At 25.3% G+C, this 24991-nt stretch carries 17 protein-coding genes and 1 other RNA gene; 13 read left to right on the forward strand and 5 right to left on the reverse strand.

Translation table 4 applies throughout. The annotated features are described in order from the left end of the window. Nucleotides 1-37: 37 nt before the first annotated feature. The 3 genes from pepF to KQ877_RS01770 form a co-directional block, all read right to left on the reverse strand. On the reverse strand, nt 38-1867 hold the full coding sequence (pepF, locus tag KQ877_RS04155; protein WP_216535859.1) for an oligoendopeptidase F: 1830 nt from the start codon (nt 1865-1867) through the stop codon (nt 38-40). Continuing rightward, complete coding sequence (locus KQ877_RS01765) at nt 1867-2391, reverse strand: adenine phosphoribosyltransferase (protein WP_216535860.1); 525 nt, start codon at nt 2389-2391, stop codon at nt 1867-1869. Before KQ877_RS01765 ends, pepF begins: the two co-directional genes overlap by 1 nt. A gap of 92 nt (nt 2392-2483) precedes the next feature. Next, on the reverse strand, nt 2484-3329 hold the full coding sequence (locus KQ877_RS01770; RefSeq protein ID WP_216535861.1) for an HAD family hydrolase: 846 nt from the start codon (nt 3327-3329) through the stop codon (nt 2484-2486). Between the two features lie 139 nt (nt 3330-3468). On the opposite strand from KQ877_RS01770, the gene KQ877_RS04160 reads away from it, so the two are divergent. From KQ877_RS04160 to KQ877_RS01820, 10 genes are all read left to right on the forward strand, one after another. Continuing rightward, nucleotides 3469-6279 carry a cation-translocating P-type ATPase gene (locus KQ877_RS04160; protein WP_308699332.1) on the forward strand — a complete coding sequence of 937 codons (2811 nt, stop codon included), beginning with the start codon at nt 3469-3471 and terminating at the stop codon, nt 6277-6279. 1 nt (nt 6280) lies between these two features. Beyond that, nucleotides 6281-8104 (forward strand): ABC transporter ATP-binding protein, encoded by a 1824-nt coding sequence (locus KQ877_RS01780; RefSeq protein ID WP_216535863.1) that lies wholly within the window; start codon nt 6281-6283, stop codon nt 8102-8104. Beyond that, a complete protein-coding gene (locus KQ877_RS04165; protein WP_216535864.1) occupies nt 8104-9924 on the forward strand; it encodes an ABC transporter ATP-binding protein in 1821 nt (606 codons plus the stop codon). Before KQ877_RS01780 ends, KQ877_RS04165 begins: the two co-directional genes overlap by 1 nt. Nucleotides 9925-9932: 8 nt before the next feature. Beyond that, nucleotides 9933-11492 (forward strand): hypothetical protein, encoded by a 1560-nt coding sequence (locus KQ877_RS01790; RefSeq protein ID WP_216535865.1) that lies wholly within the window; start codon nt 9933-9935, stop codon nt 11490-11492. A gap of 115 nt (nt 11493-11607) precedes the next feature. Then, nucleotides 11608-12615, forward strand: coding sequence for a signal recognition particle-docking protein FtsY (gene ftsY, locus KQ877_RS01795; RefSeq protein WP_216535866.1), 1008 nt, complete (start codon nt 11608-11610; stop codon nt 12613-12615). Then, nucleotides 12605-12832: a sigma factor-like helix-turn-helix DNA-binding protein gene (locus KQ877_RS01800; protein WP_216488506.1), complete on the forward strand. Its 228-nt coding sequence runs from the start codon at nt 12605-12607 to the stop codon at nt 12830-12832. The genes ftsY and KQ877_RS01800 overlap by 11 nt, the downstream gene beginning before the upstream one ends. 72 nt (nt 12833-12904) lie before the next feature. Next, nucleotides 12905-13621: a UMP kinase gene (pyrH, locus tag KQ877_RS01805; RefSeq protein ID WP_246529767.1), complete on the forward strand. Its 717-nt coding sequence runs from the start codon at nt 12905-12907 to the stop codon at nt 13619-13621. 7 nt (nt 13622-13628) lie between these two features. Next, nucleotides 13629-14180, forward strand: a complete 552-nt coding sequence (gene frr, locus KQ877_RS01810) for a ribosome recycling factor (RefSeq protein WP_216488504.1) — start codon at nt 13629-13631, stop codon at nt 14178-14180. A gap of 1 nt (nt 14181) precedes the next feature. Further along, on the forward strand, nt 14182-15108 hold the full coding sequence (locus tag KQ877_RS01815) for a phosphatidate cytidylyltransferase (protein WP_216488502.1): 927 nt from the start codon (nt 14182-14184) through the stop codon (nt 15106-15108). A 9-nt stretch (nt 15109-15117) separates the two neighbouring features. Next, entirely contained in the window at nt 15118-19413 is a 4296-nt protein-coding gene (locus tag KQ877_RS01820; protein ID WP_246777998.1) for a PolC-type DNA polymerase III, read from the forward strand. 66 nt (nt 19414-19479) lie between these two features. Here KQ877_RS01820 and KQ877_RS01825 read toward each other — a convergent pair whose 3' ends face one another. Continuing rightward, the gene (locus tag KQ877_RS01825) at nt 19480-20340 is read right to left on the reverse strand and encodes an ABC transporter permease (RefSeq protein ID WP_216535867.1); all 861 of its coding nucleotides are present in this window, start codon (nt 20338-20340) and stop codon (nt 19480-19482) included. Further along, nucleotides 20340-21305 (reverse strand): ABC transporter ATP-binding protein, encoded by a 966-nt coding sequence (locus KQ877_RS04170; RefSeq protein ID WP_216535868.1) that lies wholly within the window; start codon nt 21303-21305, stop codon nt 20340-20342. Before KQ877_RS04170 ends, KQ877_RS01825 begins: the two co-directional genes overlap by 1 nt. A 236-nt stretch (nt 21306-21541) precedes the next feature. On the opposite strand from KQ877_RS04170, the gene tuf reads away from it, so the two are divergent. The 3 genes from tuf to KQ877_RS01845 all read left to right on the forward strand — a co-directional run bounded on the left by tuf (nt 21542) and on the right by KQ877_RS01845 (nt 24978). After that, nucleotides 21542-22729, forward strand: a complete 1188-nt coding sequence (tuf, locus tag KQ877_RS01835) for an elongation factor Tu (protein WP_216488496.1) — start codon at nt 21542-21544, stop codon at nt 22727-22729. Nucleotides 22730-22797: 68 nt separating this feature from the next. After that, nucleotides 22798-22894: signal recognition particle sRNA small type (gene ffs / locus KQ877_RS01840), an RNA gene on the forward strand. Nucleotides 22895-22989: 95 nt separating this feature from the next. After that, a complete protein-coding gene (locus KQ877_RS01845) occupies nt 22990-24978 on the forward strand; it encodes a hypothetical protein (RefSeq protein WP_216535869.1) in 1989 nt (662 codons plus the stop codon). The last annotated feature ends 13 nt before the right edge of the window (nt 24979-24991 follow it).

Consider the following 24991-nt stretch of genomic DNA (forward strand, 5'->3'; position numbering starts at 1 on the left):
ATAATCAAAAAACCAAGTTTAAACTTGGTTTTTTACATTATTTATTAAAGATTTTTTTACCCAATTTAATATATGTCTTAATTTTTTCATGTATATTTTCAAACGCCATTTTATACATATTTTCATCATAAATATCTATTCCGGCGTTTTTTAATATATCAGCAGGCTTTTGTGAACTTCCTGTGCTTAGAAACTTATCGATGTAATCATCTAGAACTTGTTTTCCTTCAGCTTTATATTTTTTATAAAAACTATTAGCAACTATGTATCCTAAAGCATATTTATAAACATAAAATTCATAATAATAATGAGGAACTATAACTGAATATATATTTTCATGATTTGAAATTTTTGCTTTGTGAATATCTTTAAAATATTCATTTCTTGTATCTACATAAAGTTGTTCTAATTGTTCATAACTTGCATAAGGTTCATCGTTATCCATTGCATTATATAAATTAAATTCATAATTACTTCATATCGTTTGTTGAATTACTGTTCCTATAAAATCACGAATAGATTCATTAATATAATTAAATCTTTGCTCATCATTTTTTGCATTTTCAATTAAGTAATCAGTTAAAAGCAATTCATTAAATATTGAAGCAATTTCAGCTAAAAAGATTGGATATTGTGAATTAAAAATGTGTTGATTTTTATCAGAAAAATAAGAATGCATTGAGTGTCCCATTTCATGACACAAAGTATTTACGCTACTCAACGAATTATCAAAATTCATTAAAATATATTTCTTATCAATTCCATAGCTTTGGCCAATTGAGTATGCTCCACCTTCTTTGTTTTTAACACTTTCAAAGTCGATTCAACCGCTATCAAGTGCATTTATTGCAACTTCTTTATATCTATTTGGCATAACAGAAATAATTTCTTTAAAAATGTTTTTTGCATCTTCAATAGTGTAATTAGTTTTTGTTTTTATTAAATCTAATTGATAATCTCAAGGTTGCATTTTTTTATTAAACTTATTTTTAAAAAATTTCTTTTGGTATTTATAAAACTGTTTAAAAACAAACATATTATCTTTAACATTTTTATAAATTACATCTAATAATTGTTTTTGAACATAATCAGATGAAATCAAACTATCAACGGCAGAATCGTAGTTTCTTATTTTAGCTTCTACTGAAATTTGTTTAAAATGTTGAATTAAAAGCTGTGCAAATGATTGTCTATGTTTGTAATAACCTTTTAAGTAATTTTTGTGTGTTGTTTTTCTAATTAATTCGTCATTATTTTTAAGTAGATTTATTCTACTTCCATTAGTAATTTTAAACTTTTTGTTTTTTGATGATGTTGCATATCCAAAATCTACTTCAGAGTTATCTAAAATATCAAAAACTGCTTCTAAATTAGTGTCACCTTTAGAAGATTGTTGTAAATAATTTTCTACATCATCTGATAAAGTGTGTTTTAATGATTCAATAGAGCTTTCAATGCTATTTTTGACGTGACTAAATTCTTTTGTATCTTTTCAAAGTAATAATTTATCTTTGTATTTTTTTATCCTGCTTATTTCAGAACCTAATTTATTTAAGTAATTTGCTACTTTATTATCAAAATCTGCAATTTCTTTATTAATTTCAGGATCAACAACATTAATAGAACTTTTATTTTGCAAATAATTATTAATTTTAAATTCAAGTTCAAGAAATTTTTCTTGAACTTTTAAATAATCTAGATAATTTTCCTTAGAATCGTATTTTGATTCTTTTGTTGCAATTATATGATTAAAAATATCAAAGTATTGATTTTTTAATTCTTCAAATGTTGTATTCTTTAAAATACTTTCTAAATCTCACTTATATTCTTCTGGTACTTGATTATAAGACGAGTATATTTTTTTCATTATTCCCCTTGTTTAATAGTAATTAAACTTTCAATAGGAACGTTTAATCTTTGATGACTATCAAATCCATCAAGCTCCATTAAAACTATTATTCTTAAAACTTCAACACCTTCTCTTTTTAAAAGTTTAATAATAGCTTCTAATGTTCCACCTGTTGCTAAAACGTCATCGATAATAACTGCTTTTTGACCCTTTTTAGTAATTCCTTCTTGAATTTCTAAAACATTTCTTCCATATTCTAAACCATAATCGCATGAAATAACAGGTCCAGGAAGTTTTCCTTGTTTTCTAACCATAATAAATGGTTTTTTAGTTATGGCTGCAACTGGTGTTCCAAATAAAAATCCACGCGCATCAGGACCTACAATTATGTCAGCATCTTCAGTAAATTTTGCCATCTCATTTATTGTATAATTTAAAGCCTCTCCATCAGCTAATAAATATGATATATCTTTAAAAAGAATCCCTTCTGTTGGAAAATCTTTTACTGTTCTAATTAATTTTTTTAAATCTTGTCTGTTCATAACTATAATATTATAATTAATAATTACCAAGTATAAATAAAAAACACAATCAATCAAATAATTGTGTTATTTATGAGTATTTATTACTGGTTTTAAATTGTTTTTTCTAAAAATTTACCAATTCCGTTGTTGTCATTAGAATCAAGTATTCATGTTTGACCCATTGTTTGAGCTTCTGTTTTAATTTCTTCTCTTGCTTGTCCTAAAACTGCTCTATATTTAGCTACTTTAAACATAGGTAAATCATTTTTTTCATCTCCAAAAACACATGTATCTTCAATTTTTGCAAAACCATTATCAAAGATATAATTTAGACCTGTTCCTTTATCTGAATCTTTAGGAATAATATCTAAAATAACTCCATTTGATTGCAATGAATAAATATCTTCTAATGATGATAGTTTTTCTCTTATTTGATTCATGTTACCTTTAACTTCATTAGTAATACAAATTATTTTAAATATTTCATGTTTTGTTACATCAAAATCATTTGTCATTTCTTGAATATTTACTTTAAATTCATCTTCTAATTTATTATTAACATGTAATAATTTTGAAACTCAATCACTTTCTTTTACAAAATGTTTATAATAAATTGCTTCAGTTGTATAAATTAAAGTTGTTGCTTGTTCTGAAAATAAAACATCAATAATTTGTTTTGCATTATCATGTGGAATAGTTTTTTTTGAAATAATTTGTTTATTTTTTCAGTCATAAATAATAGCACCATTACAAAATGAACAAGGAAAATCTGGTTCAATTTGTGCCATAAATTTCATACTTATTAAAGGTGTTCTTCCTGTATTTATTGAAAATCTTTTTCCTAATTTTTTTAATTTTTTTATTGTTTCTAAAGTATCTTTGTTTATTTCTTTAGATGAATCTAATAATGTTCCATCCAAATCAAAAATAAAATTTTTTAATTCTGTTAAATTCATATTTTAATTGTAATATATAAACTAAAAAAATAATAATTAATATAAAAAAGAGTTTTTTATTAGATAAATAAAATTAATTTATATAATATATAATTTAATATTAATTAAGTAACTTATAAAACAGATGAGGATGGTTATTATGAATGATGTAAATGATTTAAATACTAACCCAAAGTTAGGTCTAAATGATGACCAAATAATTATTAATCAAAATAAATATGGAAAAAATATTTTAGAAGAGAAAAAAAAGAAATCTATTTTTCTATTCTTTTTAGAACAATTTAAAGATTTAATGGTTGTATTACTTTTAATTGCAACTGTTATTTCTTTTGGATTAGCAATTTATCAAGGTATTTATGAAAATTGAAGTTGAAATTCAGAATTAACCATATCTTTTATTGAACCATTTATTATTTTAATTGTTGTTGTAACTAATGCAATAGTTGGAACTGTTCAGGAAATAAAAAGTCAAAAGGCAGTAGATTCTTTAAAAAATATGAGTCCAATGATGTCTAAAGTTATTAGAAATGGCAAATTACAAAATATTAAAAGTGAAGATATTGTTGTTGGTGATATTTTATTTATCGAATCAGGTGATGTTGTAGGTGCTGATGGTATTTTAGTAGAAAGTAATAATTTATATTGCATCGAAAGTTCTTTAACAGGAGAATCACTTCCTAGTGAAAAAAATGCAAACGAAATTCATGATTTTAATTCACCTATAGCGGAGCAAAAATTTAAGGTTTTTAGTTCTTCAAGTGTATCAAATGGTACAGGATTAGTTCTTGTTACTGAAGTTGGAAAAAATACTGAAATAGGTAAAATTTCTAACTTATTAAATGAACAAGAAACAAATTTAACACCTCTACAACTAAAAATAAATAAATTAGGAAAGATTTTTGGATATTCAGGAATTATTTTGTTTGTTTTTTCTTTAATTGCACAAATCATTTTCCAAGTTACAGATACTGGAAATTTAAAAAGTACTGGTTTTTGAAGTTCTAGTTTAGTTAATTCAATTTCACTTGCTGTGGCTGCAATACCCGAAGGACTTGTGGCATTTACAACTATCATTTTAAGTCTTAGTGTAAAGCAAATGGCAAATGAAAACGCTATTGTAAAAAATTTAATGGCAGTTGAAACATTAGGATCAACTGCAATTATTTGTTCAGATAAAACAGGTACATTAACACAAAATAAAATGACAGTTGTAGATGCTTGAATAAATAATAAATTTTTAGAAAATAATAAAGATTTTCATAAATTACTTAAATTATTTAGTCTGTGTACCGAAGCAAATATTTTCAAAAAAAATGATGAAATTGAAGAAGTTGGAGACCCAACTGAAATCGCTCTATTACATGCTTATGAAAAATACACAAAATTATCTGTAAATGATTTAAAACAAAATAATACAAGAATAAGAAATTTTCCATTTGATAGTGAGAGAAAATTAATGAGTGTTATTTATAAATTAGATAATAAAAATATATTAATTACAAAAGGTGCACCCGAAAGTATTTTTAATCTTTTAGAAAATAATGAAAACATTTCAGAATACCAAAATATAAGTGAGCAATGAGCACAAAGAGGTTTTAGAGTTTTAGCTATTGCAACAAAAAAACTCAACGTAAATGAAAATATATCAAACGTAAATGAAAAAGAAATTGAAAATAATTTACATTTTGAGGGTTTAATTGCAATGATCGATCCACCGCGAGAAACTTCAAAAGAATCTATTCACTTATGTAAACAAGCAGGGATGAAGCCTATTATGATTACCGGTGATAACCTAATAACAGCTAGTTCTATTGCAAAAGAATTAGGAATACTTGGAAATGAAGATTTAGTTATCACCGGTACTGAATTAGACAAATTAAGTGATGAAGAATTTGAAAAAAACATTCATAAATATGCTGTGTATGCTCGAGTTGCTCCAAAAGATAAAATTAGAATAGTAAAAACTTGGCAAAAATTAGATCAAGTAGTTGCAATGACAGGAGATGGGGTAAATGATGCACCCGCTCTAAAAGCAGCAGATATTGGCTGCGCTATGGGTATAACTGGAACAGAAGTATCTAAACAAGCATCTGATTTAATTTTAGTAGATGATAATTTTTCTACCGTTGTAAAAGCAGTTTCTAACGGTAGAAAAATATATGAAAGAATAAGAAATGTAATTCAAAATTTATTAGTTACATCAATTGCAGAGATTGTTTTAGTTCTTTTTGGTCTTTTAATATTTAGATCAATATTTTTACAAGAAATAAAAAATATAATGACTCAAAATGAAAATTTCCAGTTCTTTATTCTTTCTGCAACACAATTATTGTGAATTAATTTATTCACTCATGGTTTTCCTGCAATTGCTCTCGGGATTCAAAATTCCAAAGAAACATACATGACAATTAGACCTCATTCTAAATTCGAAAGTATATTTGCAAGAAATATGGGATGAAACACACTTTGACAAGGAATATTTATTGGTATTTTAAGTTTAATCGGTTATTATTTAGGGGCAATTTATGCTTTAAATAATCCGAGCATAAACAATGAAGATTTTGTTAAAGTTGCAAGCACTGTTGCGTTTCTTGTAATAGGTATTGGAGCAACATTTAATTCTCTTAATTTAATGACCAAAAAATCTATATTTGTTTCTAACCCTTTATATTACTGAAAAGTTTATATATCAATTATTTTTAGTATTGCATGACTTTTACTTGTTGTTTTTGTTAAACCAATAGCTCAAGTATTTAATATTTATACTGATTTTGGTGCTTATTCAAGTTTATTACTTTATAGTTTTGGATTAGTTGCAATTATTATTCCTGTATACACAATTTATAAACTAATAATAAATTTCATTGAAAAAAGAAATTTAAAAATTAATGAAATAACCCACTTTGAAATAATTAAAAAACCCAAAAAAATATTTAAAAGAAAGGACTAATATGTGAAGAATAATAAAAAGTATGTCGCTTAAATATAAATTAGTGGCTGGATTAAGTATTTTATTTACTGTTTTACAGATTTCAATTTTTTTGTTATTTCCTAATTTAATTTCACAATTAATTGGTCAAGTCGCAACATTTACTTCAAGGAATGAAGAAAATGCGAATATTATTATAAAAATTATTGGAATTGTAAATTTAGGACCTTATGATTCACCAACAGAAGCAATAACTCATATTTCAATATTATTTATCGGAACAATGATTTTAGGTGTGGCATTTGGAATGACCGCTACAGCTTTAAGTAATTACGTAGGTATTAACGTTTCAAAATCACTAAGACAAAAATTGTTTTATCATATTCAATCTTTAAATAGTGAAAAAATTAATGAACTTTCACAAGAAAAATTAATTACTAATTTAACAAATGATATTGCAAAAATTGAAGATGGGGTAATTTCAAGTTTAAGAAGAAGTATTTTAGGGCCAATATTTTTTATTGGGGGATTTGTTTTCGCTATCTTAACAAACTTAAAACTTTCAATTTCTTTTGCTGTTTTAATACCACTACTTTTAACACTAACAGGAATAATTTTTTGAAAAGGATTACCATTATTTAAAAAACAACAACAAATAACTGACCAAATTAATTTAGAAAGTAGAGAAAGTATTAATGGTATAAAAGTTATAAAATCATATAACTTAGAAAAAAATCAAGAATCTAAATTTACTAAAATTAGTAATTTATGATTGGGTGTATCAATTAAAAGTAACTTAATTCAAATATTTGCATTTATCATCACGATGATATTAATTAACATTTCAACAGTAGTTATTTTGGCAATTGCAGGAATTTCAAGACCTAATTTAGAAAATGCTACTCCAGATGTTATAAATGAATATCAAAACTTTATAGTTTCAATTAATGCATTTATGGGTTATTTACAAGTTGTAACTCATGGGCTTGTAATTAGTATTTTTGTTAGTGTTTACTTATTTAGAAGTCAAGTTTCTGCAAAAAGATATTTTTCAGTTATCGAAATTAAAAATAATCTAATAACAAACAAAAACAACACAAAACAAATAGATTCTGGAACTATTGAATTTAGAAATGTATGCTTTAGATATTTCAAAGACTCAGAAAAAAGAGTATTAGAAAATTTAAACTTTAAAATTGAAGCAGGTCAAACTATTGGAATAATTGGTCCAACAGGTTCAGGAAAAACTACATTAGCAAATTTACTTGTTCATGAATGAGATGTAGAAAATGGAGAAATTTTAATTGATAATCAAAATGTAAAAGAATATAATCAAGAAAATATTAATTCAAAAATTTCATACGTATATCAAAAACCATTTTTATTTAGTGGAACAATTTTAAAAAATATGCACCTTGCAAATCAAAATGCAACAAAAGAAGATATTGATAAAGCTTTAAAAATATCTGATGCCTATGATTTTGTTTACAATTTTGAAGATAACTTAGATCATAATATTTCTCAAGGTTCAACAAATATAAGTGGTGGACAAAGACAAAGATTATTTATCGCACAAGCGCTTTTAAAAAATCCAAAAATTTTAATTTTTGATGACTCCACCAGTGCATTAGATAATAAAACTGATAAAATAGTTCGTCAAAACATAAAAGAGAATTTTAAAAATTTAACAACTATTATCATTAGTCAAAAATTAAATTCAATTCGTGAAGCAGATAAAATTCTTGTACTTGAAGATGGTAAAATGTCAGGTTTTGATTCTCATGATAATTTATTAAAAACAAATAAACTATATCAAGAAATTTTTGAATCACAAGGAGGTAAATAATGAGATTTGGACCACCAAAACACCCTAACGGTCAACAAATTCCAATAAATTACCGTAAAGAATTTAAACATTTAATTAGTTTATATGACATTCCAAAATATGTAATATTTTTAATTTATTTAGTAACTTTGATTGCAACTGCAACAATTATTGCAACAAATTACTTAATAGGTTGAGTATTTGATAAATATTTTTCTGTAGATGCCTTAAACAACGGATTTGATGCAAATAATTTTATTTTAATTCTAGTTGCTATTGCTGCTTGCTACATTGTAAGTAACTCAATGTTGTTAGCAACAAATGTTTTTAGTGTAAGAGCTAGCCAAAAAGCTGCAACTCAAATAAGATTAAAAGCATATAATAGATTAATGAAAATGCCAATAAGCTATTTTGATAAACAAAATTCAGGTAGTTTAATGAGTACTTTAACAAATGATATAGATATGGTTGCTCAGGGACTATTATTGGTAATTTCTAAATTTATGATTTTGATAAATTTTACAATATTATCAATTTCTTTAATATTTATTTTAAGTCCATATTTAGCCTTGCTTTCAATTGCATTAATAATATTTTTATACTCATTTTCTTTTATATTTTTAAAATTAGCAATGCCTCAATTTAGAGCAAGACAAGATAAATTAAGTAATTTAAATGGGCATATTGAAGAGATTATAAAAGGTCAACATTTAATTAGATCATTTAACAAAGTTGAATTAGCAAATAGAGAATTTGATAAATTTAATAATTCATTAGTAAAACCTTCATTAAAAGCAAATATTTTCTCACAAATTGTCTATCCATATTCAAATTTTGCAAGTATGTTATTACAATTAATTGTTACTATTGTAGGTACATTATTAATATTAAATAACAAAAATGGTGGTAATGGTGTTTTAACTTTTGGAAATTTAATTGTTATTACAATGTATTTAAAAATGTTTACAAACCAATTACTAGAATCAGTTGATATAGTTTCTTCAGTACAAGCTGCTGTAGCTTCCAGTTCAAGAATAAGAGAATTAGCAAGTTTAAGACCTGAAGTAGATCAAACTAAATTAAAAAATATTAGTGATTTTAAAGGGGATGTTAAATTCGAAAATGTTGATTTTTCATATACAAATAACCCTGATAAATTGCAACTAAAAAATGCAACATTTTGAGCTAAAAAAGGACAAACAATTGCAATAGTAGGTCCAACAGGAGCGGGAAAAACTACAATTGTTAATTTACTTTCTAAATTCTACTTACCACTAAAAGGAGATATTCTTTTAGATGATAAAAATATTCTTTCAATTAGTGAACAATCATGAAGAGATCAAATCTCAATTGTATTGCAAGACACTTATTTATTTAAAGGCACTATTTTAGAAAATTTAAGATATGGTAACTTAAATGCAACAGATGAAGAAATTAAGCAAGCAGCTAAAATGTCATTTGCAGAAGACTTTATTTTAAAATTAGATCATGATTACAACACAATAATTGACCAAACAGGTTCAATACTAAGTCAAGGTGAAAGACAACTAATTGCAATAACTAGAGCAATTTTAGCAAATAAAAATATTTTAGTTTTAGATGAAGCCACTTCAAATGTTGATACACAAACAGAGAAAAAAATTCAAAAAGCAATGTTACATTTAATGGAAGGAAAAACTTCTTTTGTTATAGCTCACCGTTTATCTACAATAGTATCTGCAACAGCGATTTTAGTAATTAATAATGGTGAAATTATTGAAAAAGGTTCTCATGAAGAACTTATGGCATTAAATGGTTTTTATACAAAAATGTATAATACAGGTTTTGAAGATAACGAATAGGATTATTTATGGATCAATGAGAAATTTGATTAAATTATTATCAAAAAGATAAAAAATCAATTACAACAATAAAAAAAGAATTAGCTAATCCAAATAGTAATTTTTTCAACGAAATAACTATTAAAGATTCAGAAATTATTGGACCTTGTGGTTTAGGAGAATGAAAAATCAATGAATTAGTTTCAACAAAATGAGCTTATGCATTTTGTGATGTTTTAAATTCATTACAAGATTTATCAAAACTTAAAATATTAATAACTCATGATGGTTCTGATCAAAATTTAGCTTCTTGTGCTCAATCTTTTGCAAATGTTTTAGGATCACAAAAAATAAAAACATACTTACAACTCAATAATCAACCTATTACAAAAGATTTTGCATTATTTACATTAAAACAAACTAAAAGTTTTACAGTTTTAATCCATTTTGGACTTTATTCAAAAAATAAGCAAACAAAATCAATTTCATTTTATCAAGGAGATGGATTAAAAATTCCTAATCGTTTTTTTGATGATGTAAAAATAAGATTTGACACATTTAAAAAAACAAATATTAAACATTTAGATTCTCAATCAACATATTTAAATACTGAATTATTACTACAGGAATATGTAAAAAATATTTTAAAGTTAAGATTAAGACCTAATGATAAAAAAATGCTGAAAATTGGAATTATTCCTACAAATTCTAACAAAAGCATATTAACTAAAGTTTTAGGACAATTAGATTTTTCATATAAATTTATAGAAAAAGAATTTATTATAAAAAATGAGTCGTTATTTATTTTTAAATATGTAAAAGAATTGCAGAATTTTTACATTGTTGATTTTTCAGAAAATAGTGAAAAATTAACAATTTATAAACATAAAATACTGAATCAATTTAAAAAAATTGAAGAAGATGATGTTATAGGGCTTATTTTGGATTACATTGGTTTACATAAAAATAAAGAAAGTGATGATGTTTTTATAAAACAAATTATTTTATCTGATTTTATATCTGATAAATTAAAAATATACAGTGAAAAATACTTTGAAAATTCACTAAAAATAGATCAATTAATTAATGATGGTGATTTTAAATCTCCTTTAAAATACATCTACATAAACGAAGATGCAAAACTATTTAGCAATATTGAACATATGACTAAATTTAACCCTATTATGTTGTTTTTAATTTTATCTGAATTATTAAATTATCAATTAACTCAAAATAATGGTTTAAATTCTAAATTAGATAGTCTGAAAAAATTCTCAGAAAATCACAAAGTAACTAATTTTGATCTTGCAATTGAACAAGATTTTGTTAAAAACATTATTGAATGATTATCGGGAATTGGAGAAATAGCTAATTTAAATATAATAAATAAAAAACTTTTAACACATTTAAATAACAATAAAGAATTATTTCTTTTTCAATTCTTTTTTCCTAATAAGCAGTGGCTAACTATTAAATTAGATAAAAAAGAAAGTAAATTAATGTTTTATTTTTACTTTACAAACAATTCAATTAAACCTAAAGAAATAAAAAAATTCTTTATTGATAATTTAAACATTTTAAATAAATAATTTACATTAAAATTTAAAAAATCATTCTTTATGTTTGATTTTTTTATTTTACTTATTTACGGAAAACAAACAATTTTATATTAAAATATAAAGTAATAATGTGAAAAGGAGAGTTATGGGTTTTTTAACAAAACTTAAACAACGTATTTTCAATAATTCAAAAACAGATGATTTAAACAAAGAAACTAAAAAAGTAAATACTTATGTTTCTGGATTAACCAAATCTAATAGTTCTTTTACTAAATTAATTAAAGAAATAGAAAATAAACACAATAAAATTGATGAAGAATATTTTGAAAACTTAGAAGAAATATTAATAATGAGTGATATTTCTATGAAACTTGTTGATGTTCTTATTAAAGAAATAAAAAAAGAAGTAAAAATAGAAAATATTGAAGATCCAAAACTAATAAGAGAAATAATAGCTGATAAATTATTTACACTTTATGTTGCAAATTCAACCGTAGATACAGCTTTAGATATTCAAAAAGGTAGATTAAATGTAATTTTGGTAGTTGGTGTAAATGGAGCGGGAAAAACAACTTCTGTTGCAAAATTAGCAAATAATTTTCAAAAACAAGGTCTAAAAACTCTTGTTGTTGCTGCTGATACATTCAGAGATGCGGCAGTTGAACAATTAGAACAATGAGCAGATAAAGTTAAATTTAATTTATTTAAACCTCTTGAAAATGAAAAAGATCCTTCTGCTGTTGTGTTTAGATCATGTGAAGAAGCTATTGAAAAAAAATATGATGTTTTATTAATTGATACTGCAGGTAGATTACAAAACAAAGTAAATTTAATGAACGAACTTGCAAAAATTAAAAGAATTATTTCTTCAAAAGTTGAAAATGCACCACATGAAAGTTTATTAGTTGTTGATGCAACAACAGGACAAAATGGTATTAGTCAAGCAAAATTATTTAATGAAATAACTGACTTATCAGGAATTATTTTAACAAAAATGGATGGAACATCTAAAGGTGGAATTATTTTAACTATTAGAGATGAAATAGGAATAAATGTTAAATTTGTTGGATTAGGTGAAAAAGTTGATGATTTAATGGAATTTGACTTAGAAACATTTATTTTTGCTTTAATGAAGGATGATAATGACAAATAATGATATAGAAGAGAGAGAATTTTATTCTATTGCATTTGAAAAATACCAAAATTTACTAACCCAAACACAAAAGCAAGCACTTTATTTACATTTATTTGAAGATTTAAGTTATAGTGAGATTGCAAAAGAACTTGCAACGAGCAGAAGTGCAGCTTTTGATGCTGTAAAAAAAGCAAAACAAAAATTACTTAAATTTGATAAAAAAATTTCTGATTAATTATTTAATTGCATTTTTTAAAAGTAAAATAAGCATTAATAATGTAAAATAAAAGAAATAAAAGAGGGGATTATGGAATATAAACGGGTTTTAATTAAATTATCAGGAGAAGGATTAGCAAATAAACAAAAATCATTAGCAATAGATTATGAATTAGTGCAAAAATTTGCATCACAACTTAAAAAAATTATAAATAGTGGTGTCGAAGTTGCAATAGTTGTAGGTGGTGGAAACTTTTGAAGAGGAACCAGTGCTGAAAAAAATGGAATTAACAGAGTAAGAGCTGATTATATAGGTATGTTAGCAACTACAATGAACGCACTTGCACTACAATCTGGATTTGAAAAACATGGGCTTGAGTGCCGTGTATTATCATCACTAACAATGGATCCAAAAGTTTGTGAAGTTTATATTAATGAAAAAGCAAAAAAATATTTATCAAATAAAGAAGTGGTAATATTTGCAGGTGGAACAGGAAGACCTTTTTTCACAACTGATACAGCGTCAACACTTTTTGCAAGCGAAATAGAAGCAGAAGCGATATTAATGGGTAAAAATAATGTTGAAGGTGTTTATGATTCAGACCCTAAAATAAACCCTAATGCAAAAAGATTTAGCGAAATTTCATACACTGAAATTTTAGATAAAGATTTAAGAATAATGGATTTAACTGCTGTAAGTATGGCTAAAGATAATAATATTGAATTACTAATTTTCAATATAAATGAAGAAGATTCATTACTAAAAGCAATAAACGGAACAATAACACACACAAGAGTACACAAATAGGAGAAACATGGAAATAGATTTATATTTAATGGAATTAGAAGAAAGAGCAAAAAAAGTTATTGACAATTTCGATAACCAAATGCAAAAAATCGCCGTAGGAAGAGCAAATCCTAATTTAGTAAACAAAATAAAAATAGATTATTACGGTTCAGAAATGACTTTAGATGAATTGGCTTCTATTGCTATTGCAACCCCTTTACAATTACTAGTAAAACCTTATGATGTTGGTTCAACTAAAGAAATTGAAAAAGCAATTAAAGATTACAATTTACCAATTCAAATTGCAAATGAAGGTAACCAAATTAGATTAACCTACCCTTCAATGACTACTGAAAAAAGAAAAGAAATGGTTAAAGAATTAAATCAATTAACAGAACAAGCAAGAGTTGGAATTAGACAAATTCGTCAAGATATTAATAAATCAATTAAAAATGATAAAGAATTAAGTGAAGATATTCAAAAACATTATTTAGATGTAATTCAAAAAAATGTTGATTCAAATATCGATAAAATAAACAATTTATCTTCTATAAAAGAAAAAGATTTATTAACAATATAATATGAAAAATATAATAAAAAGATCGAAAAGTGTTTTAATATTACTACTGATTTTAATACCTTTAATTTTTATAACTTATTATGGTCAGTTTGTTGGTAAAATTATTGGCTTTTCTTTTTATTTATCTATTTCAACATGAGCAACATATGAAGTTATAAAACATACTAACTTTAAAGAAATATCAAAAATTTTTATTATTTTAGCTTCTTTAAGTATTTGAGTTTTTCCGCTTAATTTATTTACAAGCGATTTATTTTTTAATGATTTAACAGGTTATCCTATTGAATTTACAAAAATTAGTTTGAATTTTGTAATGTATCCTATTGATTTTGGTAAATTCGCGTATTTTAATGTTATTTTAGCATTTATATTTTTAACGATTGCTTACTTTATGAGTTTTGGAAAAGTTACTTGAAAAGATTTTTTAATTGCTTCATTTTCTGCAATTTTTATATCATGATTTTTTAAAATTTTGTTTGTTATTAATATTGCTAATTTTTATTATTTAATTGCTTTAGAACTTATTGTTGCAGCAGTAGATACTTTTGGATATTTTGGAGGTTATTTTTTGGGTCATAAATTTATAAAACAAAATTTAATGCCAAAAACTAGTCCTAATAAAACTTATGAAGGAGCCTTCTTTTCTTTATTTTTTGGTTTAATAGTAACTTTTTTAGCGGGTTACTTAGGATATCTAACTCACAATTCTTTTGCCACCATGTTTACAAATACTCCACAAATAGTTTTAGCTGTGTTATTATTGAGTCCTTTTGCTATTTTTGGTGATTGACTATTTTCAAAAATAAAAAGATATTTCGGAATCAAAGATTATAGTAATTTAATTCCTGGTCATGGAGGAATTATGGATAGACTAGACTCATTGAGTTTCGTTACAATTATTTGAACAATTTTATTTATTTATGTTTAGGAGAATATTATGGATAAAACTCTTTTAAAATTTTGTAATGAAATAAATTTTCAACCTGATGAGGATTTTGAAAAATGCTTTGTTGATAATGTAGAATACTCAGAATCAGAAGGTAAATTACATTTACATATTGTTTTTGATTATCACATTGATATTCATAAATATAAAAGTTTCTTAGAAGCTACTAAGAAATTAAATATTCCACTAGATTTAGAAATTTCTGTTCAAGTTCCACAATACGACCCAAAAACCATGCTTGATTATTTACAGTTTGGATTAGAAAAAGAAAATCCCAGCATAGCTTCGATTACAAAAGAATTATCACATATAAATATTGAACACAAAGACCCAAATATTTTAATAATAAAAGGACAGACAGAAACATTCTTAAATAGATTTAATAAATATAAAGAAGAATTTGAAAACGTTTTACATAAATATGGTTATCCTGAAATAAAAATAATGATACAAAGATTTGATCAAGTTCAAAATAAATCTAGCACAAGCAACATTTACAAAAAAAGCATTGAAGAATTTTGAAAAAATGAAGAAAATAAAAAAGATCAATCTCAAAACTTTTCAAAACCTGAAAATAGTTTTTATAAAAAAAATAAAAAGGAATATAAGGAAGTAAAAATTGATGAACTTGATGCTGAATTTATAGTAAATTTAAAAATAAAAGGACAAATTTTTAATGTTGAATATAAAAACATAAAGGAAAATTTTACTATTTTAAAATTTACAATAAGTGATTTCACAGAAGCTAAAATAGTTACACAAAGAAATCCGGAAATTAAAGATCTAAAAAATGGTGATTTCGTTGAAGTTTCAGGAACAATGGATTATGACAATTATTTAAAAATTAAACTTATGAATGCTCATGCAATTCAAAAAATTAATCCATTATGAAATAATTTTTTAGACCCTGCAACTAAAAAAAGAATTGAACTTGCAATAAGGGGTAATTTATCAACTCAGGATGGTTTAAATTCTACACAAGATTATATTAATTTAGCAAAACGATTAGGACATGAAGCGATTGCTATTACAGATACAGATTCAGTACAATCTTTTCCAGATTTAGAAAAGGAAGCAAAAAATGCAAATATAAAACCTATTTATGGAGTAACTTCAAATCTTATTAGTAAATCTAATGAAATTGTTTATGGTACAAAAGATTTCGACTTAAAAAATCAAAAATACATTGTATTTGACTTAGAAACAAGTGGTTTAAGTCCTATTTATGATGAAATTATTGAATTTGGAGCAGTAATAATCCAAAACGGAGAAATATTAGAAAAAATTCAATTTTTTATGAAACCCACAACTCCTATTTCAGCATTTACAACTGAATTAACTAAAATTGATAATGATATGCTAGAAAGCTTAGGAATAAGTCAATTAGAAGGTGCTATTAAAATTCATAGTATTTTACAAAGTGGTGTTGCAGTCGCCCATAATGCTTCTTTTGACATTGGACATGTTAGAGAGTTATTTAAGAAACATAATTTACAAGAATTAGATGTTTTAGCTTTAGATACATTAAATATAGCAAGAATATTATTTCCTCAAAATACACGTTTTAGACTTTCTTCTGTTTCTAAAAAGTTTGATGTTTTTTATGATGATGACAAAGCTCACCGAGCAGACCAAGATGCTAAGGTTTTAAGTGATGTTTGAATAAAAATGATTATAAAACTAGAAAGAGATTTAAAAATTACTAACTCAAGTCAATTAAGAAATTGTATAGATAGTTTTTATTATTCAAAAAAAATACCTTATGAAGTGCGTATTTTAGCAAAAAATCAAACAGGATTAAAACAGTTATTTAAAATATTTTCTAAAGCTTCAACTGATAATTACAACGCAGGGGCAAGAATCTTTATTGAAGACTTAGAGTTTTCAAATGATTTATTTATCGGTACTTCAACGCACAACTCATATTTTTGAAACACAGTTTTCACAGGAACTTCAAAAGATGTTGAAGAATTAATAAAAAAATATGATTACATTGAATTCGCACCTATAAGTACTTATAATTATCAAATTAAAAAAGGGCAAATTTCAGAAAATCAACTAAAAGATGCTTACAAATGAGTTATTGAATTAGCTAAAAAATATAACAAAATTCCTGTTGCAGTTAGTGATTGTCGTTATATTGATAAAATTCAAAAATTAGCACATCAAGTGTATATTTTTGCAGATCAAGTAAATGCTAAAAAACATTGATTATTTAACTATAAAACTAAAGATATTAACTTTTATCCTACTTTGGATTTTAAGACAACAAATCAAATGCTTGATGAATTTAAATTTTTAGAAGATAAACAAACAATTGAAGATTTAGTTATTAATAATACACATTTAATTGCTTCACAAATTGAAAAAATTCAAGTTATTAAAGACAAATTATATGTTCCTAATTTTGATAATAGCCCTGAAAAATTAAAAGAAATTGTTTACAAAACAGCTTATGAAAGATATGGAAACCCTTTACCAGAACTAATTGAAACTCGAATTAAAAAAGAATTAAACCCAATTATTGAATATGGATACAGCGTTATTTACTGAATAAGCCATAAATTAATAAAACAAGCTGGCGATGATGGGTGATTAGTTGGAAGTCGTGGTTCTGTTGGGTCAAGTATTGTTGCAAATTTAAGTGGTATAACTGAAGTTAATCCGCTTCCACCACATTATTTATGCCCTAAATGTAAATATTTAGAAATGTTTGAAACAACAGCAGAATTATCATGTGGATGAGATTTACCTGATAAACACTGTCCAAACTGTAATGAAGCTCTAATTAAAGATGGACACTCTATTCCATTTGAAACATTTTTAGGCTTTAATGCTGATAAAGTTCCTGATATTGATTTAAATTTTTCAGGAGAATATCAAAATATAATTCACAATACTGTTAAGGAAATGTTTGGAGAAAAACACACATATAGAGCTGGAACTGTTTTAAAAGTTAAGGAAAAAACAGGATATGGATTTGCTAAAAAATATGATGAATTAGTAAATGCAGGTCAAGAAAGATTTTCAAATCAATTTTTAGACTTTTTAGGAAATCAATGTACAAATGTAAAAAGGACTACAGGACAACACCCAGGGGGAATAATAATAATCCCTAAAGAGTTTGACGTTGAAGATTTTACACCTGTTGTTTATCCTGCAAATGATGATCAAAATGAATGAAAAACAACCCACTTTGATTTTAAATCTATACACGATAACGTTCTAAAACTAGACCTATTAGGAAAAGATGATCCAACCACAATAAAAATGCTTGAAAATTTAACCAACGTTAAATATGACAGTATTCCTAAATCAGATCCCAAAGTATTGTCTTTATTTAATTCCACAGAAGCTTTAAATATTACAGCAGATCAAATAAATGAAAGAACAGGTGTAAAAGGTATTCCTGAATTTGGTACTCGTTTTGTTCGTGGGATGTTAAAAACTTATACAGCAACATCATTTGCTGATTTAATCAGTTTAAGTGGACTTAGTCATGGAACAAACGTTTGAACTGGAAATGCCGAAGAATTAATAAAAACAAGACATTTAAAATTAAGTCAGTTGGTTTGTTGTCGTGATGATATTATGGCTTATTTAATAAGAAATAAAGTTGAACCTCTTTCAAGTTTTAAAATTATGGAAAAAGTCCGTAAGGGAAAAGGAATAACTGATGAAGAAGAAAAAATGCTCCTTGAACACAATGTTCCTTCATGATATATTGAATCTATGAAAAAAATTGAGTATATGTTTCCTAAAGCTCACGCTACTGCTTATGTAATTATGGCTTGAAGAATTGCCTGATACAAAATATATTATCCATTAGAATATTATGCAAGTTACTTTACAACAAGAGCAAGCACATTCGAAATTGAATCTATGACCAAGGGTAAAGAAGTTGTGGATAAAAGAATTGTTGAAATGAATAAAAATTCTTATAAATTATCATCAAAGGAACAAGCAGCTTTACCAGAATTAGAAATAGCTCAAGAACTTTATGCTAGAGGATTTAAGATATTACCTGTTTCTATTGAAAAATCACAAACCAGTGAATGAATAATAGATTATGATCAAAACGCTTTAATACCACCATTTACAACTATAGATTCAATGGGTATCTCTGTCGCTCAAACAATTGTAGATGCAAGAAATCAATATCCAATTTTAAGTGTTGAAGATCTAATGACAAGAACAAAAGTTAATTCAAGAATTCAAAAAACAATGCAAGAATTAGGAATTTTAGATGGTTTACCCGAAGATAATAGAATTAGCTTATTTGATTAATTAACTAGTGCTTTGTAGCACTAGTTTTTATATTAAAAAAGAAAGCCTAGCTTCCTTTTAAAATAACTATTTTCTCTTTGAATTTTGTACAAACAAATTCAGCATACTTATAACAATTATTCAGGATGATACATAAATAAATGAACCTCACCATTCAATATCTTGACCAAATAAAATAATAAATTCTTTAGTTGTATTTGTTTGTCCAGAAATTCCTAATCCTTCTAATGCAAAATGCTTAATTAAATTGCTAATTTGAGTAGATGGTATTAAACTTGATATTTCAGCTATTCCTCTAGGAAAGGTTTGTAGTGGAACAAATGCTCCAATTAAAAATCCTGCGATTGCACTTAATGCAGCTGATATAGGACTAAAAGCAGAACTACTTTTTAAAAAACTTAATAAAAACACAAATATTGAACTATTTAATAAACAACCAACAATTATGAATATAAAAATATAAAAACCTTTTTCAACATCAATAGATTTTATACCATTTACTGTAAAAGTTTTATCTATTAACATTCATATTATACTTACTAAATACATTAATGTGGTAATGATTATATTTAAAAATATATTAAATAATAAGTAACTTACTCTTACTATACTGCTTTTTACTGGTGTCATATACAAATCGTTTAATATTTTTTTCTCAGCATCAGATATCATAACCGATGATAAACTAATTGCACTAGTAAATGTAGTAACTGATAAAAGACCAATCATTAAATTTATATCAGCATATTGATTTTTAATATTATCAGGTACCATTTCAGGTAATTGTGCCTTATATATTGCTCTAGCAAACAGAATAAAACATAAAAACACTATCATCGGACTCATAAATGTAAAGAAAATTCTTTTTTTATCTTTGATAAAAATTAAAAAATGCCTTTTGTATAAATGTCATAATTGACTTGTCATTATAAACCTCCAAATAGTTGTGTTACATTTAAAAATACTTCATCCATTGTACCTTTATAGAATTCATAATCTAAAATTTGTTCTATATTTTCTTTAATTCATTGAGAACCTTTTTCAAAACTTTCAAATTTAATTACATAACTTCCATTTACCACTGTACAGTTTAAATAATTATCTAAATTTCTATCTAATTTTTCTTTTAAGATTTGTGAACATTTGTGTATTTTTACAGTGCTACTTGAGTATTTTGTTTTTAATTCAGCAGGTGTACCTTCAACTAATTTTTGACCTTTTTGAATAATAATAGCATGATCACAATTATCAGCTTCTTCCATATAATGTGTTGTTAAAAGTATTGTTAATCCTCTTGATTTTTGAATCTTAGCAAGAATTTCTCAAACTAATTTTCTTGTACTTGGATCAAGACCAGTTGTTGGTTCATCTAAAAATAAAATTGATGGTTTATGAACTAATGCTCTTGCAATGTCAACTCTTCTTTTTTGCCCTCCACTTAGTTTTGAATAATTTCTATGAACAAAATCTTTTAATTGAAACTCTTTAATTACTTCATCAACAACTTCTTTTATATCTTTATCTTTAAAATAAGATTTGTATAAACTAGCTCTTACTAATAAGTTCTGATAAACACTTAATCCAGGATCTAAAATAGATTCTTGAAATACAATACCAATATCATTTCTAATGGAAACAATATCTTCATCTATAGATTTATTATTTATATATATATTCCCCCCATCTTTTTTCAATAATCCTAAAATTATATTTAGTGTTGTTGTTTTTCCTGCTCCATTAAGTCCTAAAAATCCAAATAATTCACCTTTTTTAACAGAAAAAGATATTCCTTTTAAAGCTTGAAATTTTTTAAAATTCTTTTTTAAATTTTCGATAACAATTACATAATTATCATCGTTTGTATTAGCTACATTATTCTTTTCTTTACTCATAATTACCCTTCTACATTTATAATTATAATATTAATTAATAAATTAATATGTATATAACGTATGGTTATAATGTATAATTTATAAACATCCAAAATTACAAATATTGAAAATTTTTCTTTTTTTGGTACAATTATTAAGAATAAATGCGAAATGGACAGGATATAGATGAAAGACTATACTTAGGTGGTTTAACGCGTTAAATTAAAAAACAAAGTATAAAAATGAAAGGATTTAATATGGCAAAACAAGATTTTGACCGTTCAAAAGCTCACGTTAACATTGGAACCATAGGACACGTTGACCATGGTAAAACTACTTTAACTGCTGCTATTGCTACAGTTTTAGCTAAAAAAGGGTTATCAGAAGCTCGTGACTATGCATCAATCGATAACGCTCCAGAAGAAAAAGAACGTGGAATTACAATTAATACAGCTCACATTGAATACAATACACAAATTCGTCACTATGCACACGTTGACTGTCCAGGTCACGCTGACTATGTTAAAAACATGATTACAGGAGCTGCACAAATGGATGGAGCTATTCTAGTAGTAGCTGCAACAGATGGTGCTATGCCTCAAACACGTGAACACATCCTACTTTCAAAACAAGTTGGAGTTCCCAAAATGGTAGTATTTCTAAATAAAGTAGATATGCTAGAAGGTGAAGAAGAAATTATCGACCTAGTTGAAATGGATATTCGTGACTTATTATCATCATACGGATTTGATGGAGATAATACACCTATTATTCGTGGATCAGCTTTAAAAGCACTACAAGGTGATGCTAAATATGAAGCTGGAATAGAAGAATTAATGAATGCAGTTGATGCATGAATAGATGAACCTCCTCGTGAAACAGATAAACCATTCTTAATGGCTGTTGAAGATGTTTTCACAATTACAGGACGTGGAACAGTTGCAACAGGAAGAGTTGAACGTGGACAATTAACAATTAACGAAGAAGTTGAAATTGTTGGACTAAAACCAACCAAAAAAACAGTTGTTACAGGAATTGAAATGTTCCGTAAAAACTTAAAAGAAGCTATGGCTGGAGATAATGCTGGATTATTACTACGTGGAGTTGACCGTTCAGAAGTTGAACGTGGACAAGTTTTAGCAAAACCTAAAACAATTATTCCTCACACAGAATTCAAAGCAACAATCTATGCACTTAAAAAAGAAGAAGGGGGACGTCACACACCATTCTTCTCACACTATAAACCACAATTCTACTTCAGAACAACAGACGTTACAGGTGGAATTAAATTCACTGATGGACGTGAAATGGTTGTTCCAGGAGAAAACGTTGACTTAATCGTTGACTTAATCTCACCAATCGCTGTTGAAAACGGAACCAAATTCTCAATCCGTGAAGGTGGAAGAACAGTTGGTGCTGGTACAGTTGTAGAAATTGTTAAATAATTTCAAATATTTAAGCAGAGCAGCAATGCTCTGTTTTTTTATATTTTCAGTGAATTTTTGTGTTAAAATAAGTATGCCATAAGAATAATAACCTTGTAACCTGGTCAGGATGGAAACATAGCAGCCATATCGAGAAGTGTTATGTCTTATGGTTTTTTTTATTAATTTAATAAACTCTTTTTTTGAGTTTATTTTTTTATTAGTTTAAAAATAAAAACAATGTATATAATATTATTATTTAACTCACAAAAAGGATAGCTATGAAATCATTAACTTTAACATTACTTAATCTTTCTATTGTTACAGCAGCACCCATATCTGTAACAAGTCAAAACTTAAAACATGATAATTCCAACCATTCAGAACAAGAAATTAAAACATTAAAAGAATCGTTAATAAATATTTTTGAAAATACATTTAAAAATGACTCAATTTCTATACAAAATGAAATAAAAAACATTAACGAACAACAACCTAAAAATCAAATCAATAATCAAATTAATAAATATGTTAATGATTTTTTAAAAACAATAGTAGGTAATTTAATATTTGAACAAAATAATAATACATTTAATAACAACCAAATTCAACAAGAATTAAATAATCAAATCGACTTAGTAAAATTAACAGATGCAGATATTGTAAATAAAACAATACAAAATATATTTAAATATCTAGGGCAAAGATGAATTGATGAAAATAAAAATAGTTTTAGCTACGAGGAGTTAAATAAAGATTTAAGCAAATCACCCTGAACAATAAAACAAGAAAATAAGAAAAAATATGAATATTGAGCAAATCAAGCTAGACAAATTTTTAGTGGTTTTTATTTTAGTGAATTAGATAATAATAATTCTTGATTTGTTAACGATAAAACAGAAAGAACTGATGATGAATCACAAAATATTTATTTTGAACATGTAATAAAACCAAAATTATATTTATTAAATTATGACCCAAAATTAAAACATAACCAAAAATCTAAGAAAATGAAAACTAATGCAGAACTTAAAAAACTAATTAATAGTTTAAATCTTAATAATCTACAAACATATAGAAATCTTTTAAGTTATTATGCTAAATATTTTAAAGATGAATTTTATAGATTTCATAAAAACATTAACTACACATTTTTTGAAATATGAAGAATAAATCCTGCAATTATTTTTTCAAATGAAGAAATTTTAGACTCAAAATATATTCCAAAAGAAAATGTGAAAGATATGATTAAAAATTTTTATTTAGAAGATATAAAAGATCTATTTAACTTAAATTTAAATATTAATGATATAAATTGAAATAATAACATCAATTTTACAAATAAATTAAATGAAAATGCTTCATTAATTTATAAATACATAGCAACTCCTTTAATTGATTACATAAAATCTAATGTGTTAGAAAATTTATTTACAAAACATAAAATTACCCAGCAAGATAAAACAAGAATTTTAAACCTACTAAATGAACCTAGGCAGGAACTTAGATTATTAATTGATACCATAGGAATTTATTCAACAAATAGTACAACTCCTATAAGTGTTGCTTTACCACAAATAGCATTTTTTAATATAAAAATCAAATTACAACAAGTAATAAATGAAATTGGAAAAATTGTAAAACCAAATTTAAATAGCAACCCTGATTTAAATTTTTATAACTACAAAGTTACTGATTTAGATACTGAAACTGAAAAAGAAAATGAAGATATTGAACCATCTAAAGTCGAAAATAAAAATGAAAACATTGAAAAAGACAACAAAGAAAACACATTTACTTCAGATGATACAAAAACACATAAAGATGTTGAAAACGATAATAATCCTGCAGAAAAAATAGATAATTCAAAAACAGAATCTGTACAAAATGATAATAAAATTTTGAATGATAATAATCAAAACTCAAGCACAGATAATGTAAAAAACGAAGATAATATAGCAAATTCAAATAATCAAAAAGAAAATGTTGCAGAAACTAAAGCTCCAGAATCGGATAATAAAAAGAGCAATACAAACACAGGTACTGAAACCAATAAAACCAAAGAAAACACTGAAAAAAATACTCAAAAATCACCCGAAAATGATAAAAAAGAAACAAAAGAAAAAATAAAAAACTCATCAAGCAAAAACAACACAAATAATAAACTAGTAATTTTTATTTCTGTTTTTTCTTCATTATCATTTGGTTTAGTTTTATTAGCTTATTTTTTAAAAAGAAAACAACACAAGAGAAATAAAAAAACCCGTTAGGGGTTTTTATTTT

This window comes from Mycoplasma zalophi, assembly GCF_018914005.1.
Lineage (GTDB): Bacteria > Bacillota_I > Bacilli_A > Mycoplasmatales > Metamycoplasmataceae > Metamycoplasma > Metamycoplasma zalophi_A.